This window comes from Pseudoalteromonas sp. SR45-4 (genome assembly GCF_014163535.1).
Classification (GTDB): Bacteria; Pseudomonadota; Gammaproteobacteria; order Enterobacterales; family Alteromonadaceae; genus Pseudoalteromonas; species Pseudoalteromonas nigrifaciens.
Genome location: NZ_JACJDO010000013.1, coordinates 1 through 12,579, shown reverse-complemented (window position 1 = coordinate 12,579; position 12,579 = coordinate 1). Strand labels below are relative to the sequence as shown.

At 41.0% G+C, this 12,579-nt stretch carries 12 protein-coding genes; 9 read left to right on the top strand and 3 right to left on the bottom strand.

What is annotated here, in order from left to right; all coding sequences use genetic code 11:
* Positions 1 to 193: 193 nt before the first annotated feature.
* From aroK to H5058_RS07610, 4 genes are read left to right on the top strand one after another with little or no spacing between them, the layout of a single operon-like run.
* Complete coding sequence (gene aroK, locus H5058_RS07625; RefSeq protein ID WP_008466255.1) at positions 194 to 712, top strand: shikimate kinase AroK; 519 nt, start codon at positions 194 to 196, stop codon at positions 710 to 712.
* 28 nt (positions 713 to 740) lie between these two features.
* Positions 741 to 1,811 carry a 3-dehydroquinate synthase gene (aroB, locus tag H5058_RS07620; RefSeq protein WP_089368802.1) on the top strand — a complete coding sequence of 357 codons (1,071 nt, stop codon included), beginning with the start codon at positions 741 to 743 and terminating at the stop codon, positions 1,809 to 1,811.
* On the top strand, positions 1,811 to 3,130 hold the full coding sequence (locus H5058_RS07615; protein WP_089368801.1) for an AAA family ATPase: 1,320 nt from the start codon (positions 1,811 to 1,813) through the stop codon (positions 3,128 to 3,130). Before aroB ends, H5058_RS07615 begins: the two co-directional genes overlap by 1 nt.
* Before the next feature lie 53 nt (positions 3,131 to 3,183).
* Positions 3,184 to 4,041, top strand: a complete 858-nt coding sequence (locus H5058_RS07610) for a Dam family site-specific DNA-(adenine-N6)-methyltransferase (RefSeq protein WP_011329357.1) — start codon at positions 3,184 to 3,186, stop codon at positions 4,039 to 4,041.
* On the opposite strand, the gene H5058_RS07605 is transcribed toward H5058_RS07610, so the two are convergent.
* Both H5058_RS07605 and H5058_RS07600 read right to left on the bottom strand, forming a co-directional pair.
* On the bottom strand, positions 3,998 to 4,183 hold the full coding sequence (locus H5058_RS07605) for a DUF2970 domain-containing protein (protein ID WP_058374262.1): 186 nt from the start codon (positions 4,181 to 4,183) through the stop codon (positions 3,998 to 4,000). The genes H5058_RS07610 and H5058_RS07605 overlap by 44 nt on opposite strands.
* Before the next feature lie 2 nt (positions 4,184 to 4,185).
* The gene (locus H5058_RS07600; RefSeq protein WP_089368800.1) at positions 4,186 to 4,482 is read right to left on the bottom strand and encodes a hypothetical protein; all 297 of its coding nucleotides are present in this window, start codon (positions 4,480 to 4,482) and stop codon (positions 4,186 to 4,188) included.
* 215 nt (positions 4,483 to 4,697) lie between these two features.
* On the opposite strand from H5058_RS07600, the gene rpe reads away from it, so the two are divergent.
* The 3 genes from rpe to trpS are packed head-to-tail and all read left to right on the top strand — an operon-like array spanning position 4,698 to position 7,083.
* Complete coding sequence (gene rpe / locus H5058_RS07595; RefSeq protein WP_179808010.1) at positions 4,698 to 5,381, top strand: ribulose-phosphate 3-epimerase; 684 nt, start codon at positions 4,698 to 4,700, stop codon at positions 5,379 to 5,381.
* Positions 5,381 to 6,046, top strand: a complete 666-nt coding sequence (locus tag H5058_RS07590; RefSeq protein WP_089368798.1) for a phosphoglycolate phosphatase — start codon at positions 5,381 to 5,383, stop codon at positions 6,044 to 6,046. The genes rpe and H5058_RS07590 overlap by 1 nt, the downstream gene beginning before the upstream one ends.
* A 32-nt stretch (positions 6,047 to 6,078) precedes the next feature.
* Positions 6,079 to 7,083 (top strand): tryptophan--tRNA ligase, encoded by a 1,005-nt coding sequence (gene trpS / locus H5058_RS07585; RefSeq protein ID WP_011329353.1) that lies wholly within the window; start codon positions 6,079 to 6,081, stop codon positions 7,081 to 7,083.
* Between the two features lie 154 nt (positions 7,084 to 7,237).
* Here the strand turns inward: trpS and uvrA are convergent, their stop codons facing one another.
* A complete protein-coding gene (gene uvrA, locus H5058_RS07580) occupies positions 7,238 to 10,060 on the bottom strand; it encodes an excinuclease ABC subunit UvrA (RefSeq protein WP_182677587.1) in 2,823 nt (940 codons plus the stop codon).
* A gap of 161 nt (positions 10,061 to 10,221) precedes the next feature.
* Between uvrA and H5058_RS07575 the strand changes: the two genes are divergently transcribed.
* Positions 10,222 to 11,589 carry an MFS transporter gene (locus H5058_RS07575; protein WP_089368797.1) on the top strand — a complete coding sequence of 456 codons (1,368 nt, stop codon included), beginning with the start codon at positions 10,222 to 10,224 and terminating at the stop codon, positions 11,587 to 11,589.
* Positions 11,590 to 11,609: 20 nt separating this feature from the next.
* Positions 11,610 to 12,332: a single-stranded DNA-binding protein gene (gene ssb / locus H5058_RS07570; RefSeq protein WP_182677553.1), complete on the top strand. Its 723-nt coding sequence runs from the start codon at positions 11,610 to 11,612 to the stop codon at positions 12,330 to 12,332.
* Positions 12,333 to 12,579 lie beyond the last annotated feature (247 nt).

Genomic DNA, 12,579 nt, shown 5'->3' with positions numbered 1-12,579 from the left:
ACTCCCTAAAATAAGCTAATGTTTTGTTAACTAATGGATGATTATTTAGATTAATTGCTCGTTATATGGCTTTTTATGCTAATTGACTTGAAATACCCAACCGATTACTGAGATAATCCTCTCCTTAATTTTGGGGCCAGGTCGTTAGGCGGGGTTTTATTTCAAATTTTAGAGTTCGTTTGTACTAAAAGATATGGCTGAGAAACGTAATATATTTCTAGTTGGCCCCATGGGGGCTGGCAAAAGTACGATTGGTCGTCACATCGCTGACCAATTACACCTTGAATTTGTTGATTCTGATCAAGAAATCGAACGCCGTACCGGTGCAGATATTGCCTGGGTGTTTGATCTTGAAGGTGAAGAAGGCTTTAGACTTCGTGAAGAATCTGTTATTGGCGATCTAACCGAAATGCAGGGTATTGTACTTGCAACCGGTGGTGGTTCAGTAATGAGTAAAGAAGTTAGAAACAAGCTTTCGGCTCGCGGTATTGTAGTATACCTAGAGACACCGATTGAAAAACAAGTTGCACGCACACAACGCGACAAGCGTCGCCCATTACTGCAAACAGAAGAAGCACCTCGTGATGTATTAGAACGTTTAGCAGAAGAACGCGAACCGTTATATAAAGAAGTGGCTGATTTTGTTGTACGCACTGATGAGCAAAGCGCTAAAGTTGTTGCTAACCAAATCATCGAGAAATTGGATTTTTAATTACTAATATTAAAGGAAATAGCTAAGCATGCTTGAATTATCTGTTAATTTAGACGAGCGAAGTTACCCTATTTATATTGGTCAATCTACACTTCAAGATAATGGCCGCCTAGTTCATCACATTGGTGATTGTCGGCCTATCATCATTACTAACGACACTATTGCGCCTTTGTATTTACAGGGCTTATTAGCGCAGTTAGCAACATTGAATCCACTGCACTTTATTATTCCTGATGGCGAGCAATATAAATCGCTTACCTGGTTTGAAAAAATATCGGCATTCTTACTCGAAAATAACTGTGGTCGTGACACCTGCTTAATTGCATTAGGTGGCGGCGTTGTTGGTGATTTAACTGGTTTTGTTGCTGCATGTTATCAGCGTGGCATTCCCTTTATTCAAATGCCAACGACACTATTATCACAAGTTGATTCGTCGGTAGGTGGAAAAACAGCGGTAAATCATCCACTAGGTAAAAATATGATTGGGGCATTTTATCAGCCACAAGCTGTTTTTATCGACACACAATCATTACATACTTTACCTGCGCGCGAGTTTGCAGCCGGTATGGCTGAAGTGATTAAATACGGTTTGATTTACGATACTGAGCTATTTGCTTACTTAGAGCAAAATGTTGAGCGTTTACAGCAATTAGATGAAGCCTGTTTACAGCATATAATTTATAGGTGCTGTGAAATTAAAGCGCTAATTGTAGCTCAAGACGAAAAAGAGCAAGGCCTAAGAGCACTATTAAACTTAGGTCATACCTTTGCGCACGCAATTGAAGCGCAAATGGGGTACGGTGTTTGGCTACATGGCGAAGCAGTAGCAACAGGTATGGTACTTGCTGCAAAACTAGCATATACACGCCAAGATTTAACCGCTGAGGACGTTACTCGTATCTCTGGTTTAATTGCGCAATATAGCTTACCCACGCAGATCCCGCCGGTAATGACCAGCGAGCATTTTTTGCAGCATATGCGTAAAGACAAAAAGAATAAAAAGGGTACTATCCGCTTTATTCTGCCCACCCAATTTGGACAATGTGCATTAGTGGATGATGTTTCAGATGACCAAGTTCGAGCGTTAATCGAGCAATAATGCAGCCACAAATTTTACCAAGCCGTGCGGCATTGGTGGATAGAATCGCACTGCAATTTGAGTACGGACAAAACCTGATTGTTTTACTAGGCACCTCTGGCCTAGGTAAAAGCTACCTACTCGAAACTTTTATTACTGATAAATATAACGATTTTAATAAAGCATTTGTGCAAGTAACAGCGCAAATGACAGACATTCAATTAATGAGCGAGCTATTAGAGCAAAGCTTTAATGCACCTTTAATTGATCATAGCTTGAGCCTATCCGAAAACTTTTATCAATTATTACAACAGCAAGCTTGTGGCCCTTGTTTATGGGTGCTAGATAACGCCAGGCACTTATCAGAAGAATTACAGGTAGAGTTAGAACTACTGGCTAAAAACTCCCCCAGTACGCTTTATATTATGCTTGCTGCGCAGTCAAAACTGGCCTTTGCAGCGGCAATAAACATTCACTTAGAGCCATTAAACCAAAGTGAAAGTAAGCAGTTAATGCGTTGGTATTTTAGCGACCTGCCTTATGATGAAGACCCAGTTTACCAAGCTTTTATAGCCGCGGCACAGGGTAATCCCAATTTATTACTGAGCTGGCAAGCAACAGAACACATAGCGGATGTTGTTGTAAAAGATAAAGTATCTTGGCGTTTGCATTTATTAATTTTGATGTTAATTATTCTGTTTTTAATAATTGGCTTGTTATATAAATCAGACATGACCCAATGGTGGCAACAATATTATCAGCAAGCTGAGCCTGAAGTGCTCACAACGGCAATTTCGGTTAAGCAAATACAGCAGCCATTAGCGATAGCTAGCGACAATAGCGCTATTGCAGCGTCACCTAACTTACCTGCAAGCACAGTTGAGCTACAAACACCGCATAATGATGTGCCTGCAATTATGCAAAGTCTGACTGCGAAGCAAACAACTCCCAGCTCTAAAAATACACCATCGGTAGAGCCAAAGATATTAGCAACGCAGCCACACAGTAATATTTCAGCTCAGGTTGAGAGCAAAATACTCACAGGTAATGCATGGTACTTACAACAGCCCGACACAAATACAGTTATTCAATTATTAGCGATTACTCAGCAACAAGTCAGTGCTGAATTTATTAGCCAGCATAAACTACAAAAAGTAGCGCATACCTATCAAACTAAAAGAAATAATAAAACTTGGTGGGTGGTAACTGTAGGTAGTTTTACTAATATGGATGCTGCAAAGTTAGCTATGAGCGCTTTGCCTGCAGAGGCTAAAATAAATAAGCCTTTCTATAAAAAAATAAGCAAAATAAAACAAGAAATTGTATTAGTTGATCAGTAAACTAAGCAACTTTAGTGTAAAATCGCGCAACACCAGATTGAAGTAAAGAGCCAATGCAGCAAAAGAGTAGAGCCTTCCTTAAATGGGCTGGCGGAAAATACAGTCTAGTTGAAGATATTAACGCGCGACTAAAGCAAGCTAGCCAGCAGGCTGATACTTTGGTTGAACCTTTTGTTGGTGCCGGCTCAGTGTTTTTAAATAGCGATTTTAAACACTACATTCTTAATGATATTAATGCCGATTTAATTAATTTATACAAAGAACTTAAAAACTCGCCCGATGAGTTTATAAGTGATGCTAAAAAGCTGTTTGTGGATTTAAATAATCATCCCGATGCTTACTACGAATACCGCGTGCAATTTAATCAAAGTAGCGATATATACGAACGCGCAATGCTGTTTTTATATATGAATAGACACGGTTATAACGGGCTTTGTAGGTATAACTTAAAGGGTATTTTTAATGTACCTTTTGGTAAATACAAAAAGCCTTATTTTCCCGAAAAAGAAATGTACTTTTTTGCTAAAAAAGCGCAACAGGCTACGTTTACCTGCCTTGATTACGATGATATTTTTAAACTAGTACCTAAAAATGCAGTTATTTATTGTGATCCACCGTATGTGCCTTTAAGTAAAACAGCCTCGTTTACCTCGTATGCGAAGGGCGGTTTTAATTTAGATGATCAAGCAAATCTAGCAAATTTAGCCGAGCAAGCGGCGTTTGAAAACGATACTCCAGTGCTTATCTCTAACCATGATACGGTATGGACGCGTAAAATTTATAGCCAAGCCACATTAGATCAAATTCAGGTAAAGCGTACTATTAGCCCAAAAGGCGGATCGCGTAATAAAGTGAGCGAGCTAATGGCTATGTACTTAGCACCGAAACAACAATCGCGTAAATCGAAATAATAAAAACAATAAAAAGCAAAATAGCTATTATGATAATGCTAACTGGCGAGTGGTGTTTAAAGTCTGCGTGGCGTTTATGGTTAGATTGCACCCCAAAAAATGCAGCAAGTACACTTTGTAAGGCGCTAAAAAACTGTCGCATATTTAAAATGATGGTTTTAAAGAGGGAAGCTTTTTAGAATCACCAGAGCTTGTAAGCAACTCTAATAAATCTAAATAATGAAACTGTGCACTGCGGCTGTCGCCTGTTATCCATGAAGACCAAGACGACTCATCTGTTACTTTAAGGCAAGCACTTACAGCTGTATCTGTAGTGGTTGTTTGTTTTTGCTGGCAATTGTTAATTGCTGTTAAATCTTGCTCAGAACTTGAGATAAAATTTAACGCTCCAACAAACAAAAGTGCTGACGCCATTAATATCCCCGTTTTAAAAGCACGCATGATTTAAACCTAATAATTTGATCCTTTTTTAAGCATAACAAAAATTGCTTAAATAACAAACTTAAATTTTATCATTAGCTTCTAAAGTCGAATGAAAATAAAGGCTTATCAATAATCTTTATTTTTATTAAGCCATTATATTTGTCGCGATTACTTGGGTAACATCATTAATTAAGTTACATTAACGCAATATATTATTCATTGCCGGATTAACTATGTTGAACCCAGAAAAAAAATACTTAATAGCCCCTTCTATTTTATCTGCTGATTTCGCTAAACTAGGTGAAGATGTTGATAGTGTACTTGCTGCGGGTGCCGATGTGGTTCACTTTGACGTGATGGATAATCACTATGTGCCTAACTTAACTATTGGCCCTATGGTGTGTAAAGCGCTCAGAAATTACGGCATTAAAGCGCCTATTGATGTGCATTTAATGGTTAAACCGGTTGATAGCCTTATTCCTCAGTTTGCCGAGGCCGGTGCTTCAATTATTACCTTTCATCCAGAAGCCAGTGAGCATATTGACCGCACATTACAATTAATAAAAGATCATGGCTGCCAAGCTGGTTTAGTGTTTAATCCAGGTACTAGCTTGAGCTTTCTTGATCATGTGATGGATAAAATTGATGTTATTTTAATTATGTCGGTTAATCCAGGGTTTGGTGGGCAAAGCTTTATTCCGCATACTTTAGAAAAACTACGCCAAGCAAAACAACGTATTGTAGAATCGGGTCGCAATATACGCTTAGAAGTTGATGGCGGAATAAAAGTCGATAACATTGCCGCTGCTGCAGAGGCAGGAGCTGATATGTTTGTAGCGGGATCAGCCATTTTTAACCAGCCAAATTACCAAGAAGTTATCGATCAAATGCGTGAGCAATTAGGAAGTGTTAAATAATGAAGTACGACCTAGCCCTGTTTGATTTAGATGGCACCTTAGTAGATAGTGTATACGATTTATACATAGCACTTAATCTTACTTTGAGCGACTTAGCATTTCCGATTGTTAGCCAGCGCTTAGTAGAAAGCTGGGTTGGTAATGGTATAGAAGTATTAGTAAAACGCGCACTGAGTGGCGAAATGCAAATAAGTGAGCATTTAGATAAAGTACTTAGCGATAAAGCATTTACATTATTTTACCAACATTATGAACAGCAAGTAGGTGAATATAGCGTACTTTACCAACATGTTGAAACTGGGCTTGCTGCCCTACGTGGTATGCCCAAGGCATTGATCACTAATAAAGATCGTTTATTTACCGAAAAATTACTGGATAAGTTAGCCTTAACGAGTCATTTTGAGCTAATAATTTGTGGTGATGACATGGCTAAAAAGCCATCAGCAGAGCCGTTGTTATTTGCCTGTAATAAACTAAATGTTGAGCCCAGTAAAGCGATTATGATTGGCGACTCTAAAAGCGATATACTAGCTGCCAATGCAGCTAAAATTGACGTTATTGCACTGAGCTATGGTTATAATCAAGGTGAAAACCTTAAGGACTATAATCCACAGTACCTATGCGATAACTTCTTAGATATAATACCTGTTCTTACACAGCGCTAAGTGCTGTTAATTAAGCAAAATAAAGGAAAATCATGAGTAAACCAGTAGTTTTAAGTGGCGTGCAGCCAACCGGTGGTATGACAATAGGCAACTATGTTGGCGCTATTAACCAGTGGCTAAAGTTACAGGAAGACTATGATAGCTACTTTATGCTTGCAGATCTTCACGCAGTAACTGTGCGTCAAGACCCTGAATTACTTCGCTCGCGAGTTTTAGATGGTGTAGCGCTTTATACTGCTTGTGGTATTAACCCAGAAAAAGCCGCGTTATTTGTGCAATCGCAAGTACCAGAGCATGCACAACTTGCTTGGGTATTAAACTGTTATGCACAAATGGGCGAACTTAATCGTATGACCCAGTTTAAAGATAAGTCGGCAACGCACGCGCACAATATTAACGTGGGCTTATTTGCTTACCCAGTATTACAAGCGGCCGATATTTTATTATACCAAGCAGAGCAAGTGCCGGTAGGGGAAGATCAAAAGCAACACCTTGAACTAACCCGCGATATCGCAACACGTTTTAACAACCTGTATGGCGAGGTATTTAAAATACCTCAAGCGTATATTCCAGAGTTTGGTGCGCGAGTAATGAGCTTGCAAGATCCGCTGAAAAAAATGTCTAAGTCTGATGAAAATCTAAATGGTTTTATTATGATGTTAGATGAGCCAAAAAAGATTGAGAAAAAACTGAAAAAAGCAGTTACCGATTCAGACGAACAAGCGCGTATTTACTTTGACCGAGCTGAAAAGCCTGGAGTGTCAAACTTACTTACCTTGTTAAGTGTGGCAACTAAACGTTCAATTGAAGATTTAGTGCCAGAGTACGAAGACAAAATGTACGGCCATCTGAAAAAAGACACAGCAGATGCGGTGGTGGCAATGATTGAGCCAATTCAAGCGCGTTTTAAAGAGATCAGAGAAGATCAAACACTCCTTAATAACATCATGAAGCGTGGCGCAGAAAAAGCCAGCAGCCAAGCCGAAGGTACGTTAAAAGCTGTGTACGATGCACTCGGTTTTATTCCTCGCGGCTAAACCTTGCTAGTTAAAATGATCAATAAAAATGCCGCTTTATTTATAAAGCGGCATTTTTGTTTTATTAGTATATTTGGCGGTTAATAAAAGAAGTTAACCACCAAATACACAAAAAAATGAATAGCTACCCAGCTACCCAGCTAAGCTGCACTCGTTATTTAAGCAGTTCTTTTAAATAACGACCAGTATGCGAGCGCTCACACTCGGCTACTTGCTCAGGTGTACCTGCAATGAGTATTTCACCACCGCCAGCTCCGCCTTCAGGGCCTAAATCGATAACCCAATCTGCGGTTTTAATAACATCGAGGTTATGCTCAATAACAACAATAGTATTACCGTGATCGCGCAAGCGATGAAGTACAACAAGCAGCTGTTCAATATCGGCAAAGTGTAAGCCTGTTGTTGGTTCATCAAGTATGTATAGCGTTTTACCGGTATCGCGTTTTGACAGCTCGCGGGCTAATTTAACTCGCTGTGCTTCACCGCCCGAAAGCGTTGTAGCTGCTTGGCCTAAACGAATGTACGATAAACCTACGTCCATCAGGGTTTTAAGTTTGCGTGCAATGGCCGGTATTTTATCAAAGTAGTCGTGGGCATCTTCCACTGTCATGTCGAGTACTTGATGAATATTTTTACCCTTATACAGTACTTCAAGGGTTTCGCGATTATATCGTTTACCCTTACATACGTCGCACGGCACGTACACATCAGGTAAAAAGTGCATTTCTACCTTAATTACGCCATCGCCTTGGCAAGCTTCACAGCGTCCGCCTTTAACGTTAAAGCTAAAGCGACCTACTTTATAACCACGAGAGCGCGACTCTTGCGTACCGGCAAATAATTCACGAATACCAGTAAAAATACCAGTATAAGTAGCCGGGTTAGAGCGTGGTGTGCGGCCAATGGGGCTTTGATCAATGTCGATCACTTTATCAAAATGCTCAAGCCCTGAAATTGATTTATACGCAGCAGCTTCGGCAGTTGTTGCGCCATTTAATTCAGTATGCGCAAGCTTAAATAAGGTGTCGTTTATGAGCGTAGACTTGCCCGAGCCAGACACACCTGTTACACAGGTCATTAAGCCAAATGGAATTTTTAAATCAACATTTTTTAAGTTGTTACCAGTAGCGCCAAATAACTCCAGCCATTTGTCGTTAGTGGGGTGGCGTAATTTAGGTATTTCTATTCTACGTACGCCGGATAAAAACTGCCCAGTAACCGACTCTTTACAGGCTAAAATATCGTCGCGAGTACCTTGGGCAATAATATGCCCGCCATGCACACCAGCACCTGGGCCAATATCAATAATGTGATCGGCTGCGCGAATGGCATCTTCGTCGTGCTCAACCACAATGACCGTGTTACCTAAATCACGTAAATGCACCAATGTTTTTAATAATCGGTCGTTATCGCGCTGATGCAAACCAATTGATGGCTCATCCAGTACATACATAACACCCACTAGGCCTGCGCCAATTTGGCTTGCAAGGCGAATACGTTGTGCTTCACCGCCCGAAAGCGTATCGGCACTTCTATCGAGTGAGAGGTAGTTTAAACCCACGTTAATTAAAAACGATAAACGGTCGCGAATTTCTTTTAATATTTTTTCAGCTATTTGGCCTCTTTGTCCGGTTAGTTTTAACCCTTCAAAAAAGTCCATTGCTTCACCAATACTCATATGAGTAATAGTGGGTAAGTTAGTTTGGCCAATGAATACATGGCGTGACTCTTGGCGTAAACGCGAGCCATGACAGCTAGGGCAAGCCTGGCTGGTTTGATACTTTGCTAGTTCTTCACGTACCGAGTTTGATTCAGTTTCACGGTAGCGACGGTACATATTATTAAGTACCCCTTCAAACTCGTGATTACGGGTAATCAAATCGCCGCGGTCGTTACGGTAGCTAAAGGCTATTTTAGTAGTGTCTGAGCCTTCTAAAATGATTTTTTGCGAGGTTTTATCTAAATCCTGATATGGCACATCTAAATCAAAATTATAATGCTGCGCAACGGCTTGTAGCATTTGGTAATAATAAAAACTACGTTTATCCCAGCCTTTAATTGCGCCACCGGCCAAGCTTAGTTCAGGGTTTTGTACTACGCGGTTTGGATCAAAATATTGGCGTACGCCTAGGCCGTCACAGCTTTGGCATGCTCCGGCTGGATTGTTAAACGAAAACAATCTTGGCTCTAACTCGGTCATGGCATAGCCACAAGTAGGGCAGGCAAAATTAGCCGAAAACAGCATTTCTTCTGCGCTGCTGTCATCCATATAAGCTATGTTAGCCACGCCACCCGACATTTCTAATGCAGCTTCAAATGACTCAGCTAAACGCTGTTGTTGGCCATCTTTTACTTTAAAGCGGTCTACAACTACTTCTATAGTATGTTTTTTATGTAGATCAAGTGGCGGTGGATCCGATAGGTCACATACTTCGCCATCAATACGGGCACGAATGTAGCCTTGGCTCGCCAATTGCTCAAGGAGCTTAACATGCTCACCTTTACGCTCTTTTATTACCGGTGCAAGCAACATGAGTTTACTGCCCTCAGGCAGAGCTAAAACAGTATCGACCATTTGGCTAATAGTTTGTGCGGCTAACGGTAGGTCGTGAGTTGGGCAACGCGGTTCGCCCACGCGGGCAAACATTAAACGTAAATAGTCATAAATTTCGGTAATCGTACCCACAGTCGAACGCGGGTTGTGCGATGTTGACTTTTGCTCAATAGAAATAGCCGGAGAAAGACCTTCAATATGATCTACATCGGGTTTTTCCATCAGTGATAAAAACTGCCTTGCATACGCAGAAAGTGATTCAACATAACGACGCTGCCCCTCTGCATACAAAGTATCAAATGCAAGCGAAGACTTACCCGAACCAGATAGGCCAGTAATAACAATTAACTTATCACGTGGGATGGTTAGGCTGATGTCTTTTAAATTGTGCGTGCGGGCGCCTCGGACTTCAATGTTTTCCATGCTATCTCGTCTATTACCAAAATTATTTGTCCAGTATCGCATAATACGTAACATTATTAATCTATGATCAATGAAAAATCCTTACTTATGACGATTAATTATTAGTAAGCTTATGGTAGAATATCAGCCTAAATTTTCCACACAGTAAGATCACGCAAATAATGACCGCATCTTCACTTAATTCACGAGAAAAACGCGCTGCCATATCGCTAGCTAGTGTGTTTGCATTTAGAATGCTCGGCTTATTTATGCTGATGCCTGTATTAGCTATTTATGGCCAATCATTGGAGGGCTTTTCGCCTATCTGGATAGGCTTTGCTATTGGCGCGTATGGGTTAACTCAAGCGGTGTTGCAAATACCTATGGGCCGACTGTCTGATAAAATTGGCCGTAAAAAGGTTATTGTTGGCGGCTTACTAATGTTTGCGCTGGGTTCGGTAATAGCTGCATTAGCCGATTCAATTCAAATGGTTACAGTTGGGCGTGCGCTACAAGGCATGGGCGCTATAGCCAGTGCATTACTGGCATTTGCTTCCGATTTAAGCCGCGATGAACAACGCCCTAAAGTAATGGCCGTTATTGGTATGAGCATAGGCATGAGCTTTGCGTTTGCTATGTTACTTGGGCCAATCGTTGCTGCCTCGTGGGGTATTTCGGGGGTATTTTGGTTAACCGCAATATTAGCTATAATCGGCATATTTATAGTGACTATGCTAGTGCCTAATGCGGTTAATAAAGCCCCTAAAGGCGATACCCTCGCCAGCTTTAGCGATATTAAAAAATTGATTAAACACCCGCAGCTAGCGCGCTTAAATGCGGGCGTATTACTATTACATTTAACCCTCACTACTATTTTTGTAGTGTTACCGAGTCAGCTTATTAAAGATGGCTTAGTGGCCGATAATCACTGGCATTTATATATCCCAGTATTATTTTTAGCTTTTTTATTAATGGTGCCTATTATGATAATCGCCATTAAAAAAGAGAAAGAAAAGCAGGCATTTATTGGCTCCGTTATACTGTTAATGTTGAGCATGCTGGCTATGTCGGTATGGGTTAACAGTATTGTAGGTATTGCTGTTTGTATGCTGTTGTATTTTGTTGCATTTAACTTTTTAGAAGCCACCATGCCAGCGCTAGTATCGCGTATTGCACCAGCAAGCCAAAAAGGTTCTGCCATGGGTGGGTATTCTACTAGCCAGTTTTTAGGTGCCTTTTTAGGCGGTATGCTTGGCGGTTATGTAGCACAAACCACAACAACGCAAGCGGTGTTTGCGGCAGCGGCACTTGTTGGGTTAATATGGCTTATTATTGCGTGGAAAATGCAAGTCCCACCCAAAAGTAAAGTTATTAGCTTAATGACCAAATTAGACTCAGAAGAGCAGGCACAGTCGCTTGCTTCTCTGTTAGTTGCTTTACCTGGCGTAATAGAAGCAACTGTAGTGCGCGACGAAAGCCGCAGCTACTTAAAGATTAATGATAAAGAATTTGACCTAGACCAAGCACGTAAAGTAGCTGGTTTAATCTAACGTTTATAGGAGATAGTTCCATGGCACGCGGTGTGAACAAAGTAATTTTGGTTGGTAATTTAGGACAAGATCCTGAAGTACGTTATATGCCTAATGGCAACGGTGTAGCAAATATCACCTTAGCAACTTCAGATAGCTACAAAGACAAAAACACTGGCCAAATGGTTGATAAAACTGAGTGGCACCGTGTGGTATTTTTTGGCAAGTTAGCAGAAATTGTTGGTGAATATTGCCGTAAAGGTTCACAAATTTATGTTGAAGGTAAACTTCAAACACGTAAATGGACTGACCCACAAGGCCAAGAAAAATACACGACTGAAATTGTAGTTGACGGTTTTACCGGCCAAATGCAAATGTTAGGGAGTCGTGGTGGCGACCAGCAAGGTGGTGGTTACCAAGGTAATCAATCTCAAGGCGGACAGCAAAGTGGTGGTTATCAAAATAATCAATCACAAGGCGGCCAACAAAGTGGTGGTTACCAAAACAACCAAGGGCAGAATAACCAACAGCAAGGTGGTTATGCTCCACAACAGCAGTCTGCACCAGCAGCACAGCCACAGTCTGCTCCTGCACCACAGCAAAATAACCAATATCAGCAGCCACAAGGTGGTTTTGCACCACAGCAAAGTAGTGCACCACAACAGCAAGGTGGCTTTGCTCCTAAACCGCAAAGTGCTCCACAAGGCGGCGCGTCTAACCCAATGGAACCAACCATTGATTTTGATGACGACATACCGTTCTAGCACACAGTTAAACTAAGAGTGTAAGAATAAAGATCTAAGCATACCATAACCCAGTGTCATTACTGGGTTTTTTGTTTGCCCAGCGAAGCTGGCAAACCCGATAGGCTGAAAGATGCCTTATTACCCTGACTAAGGGGAAGATAATCTGAATGGCAAGGGCGTCACTGGCCAACGGTGGGGTCTGAAGGAAGCCATAAGAAGTTAGAGGTACACAACTAACCGTAACCTGTTTCGGCAGTATTGGTGG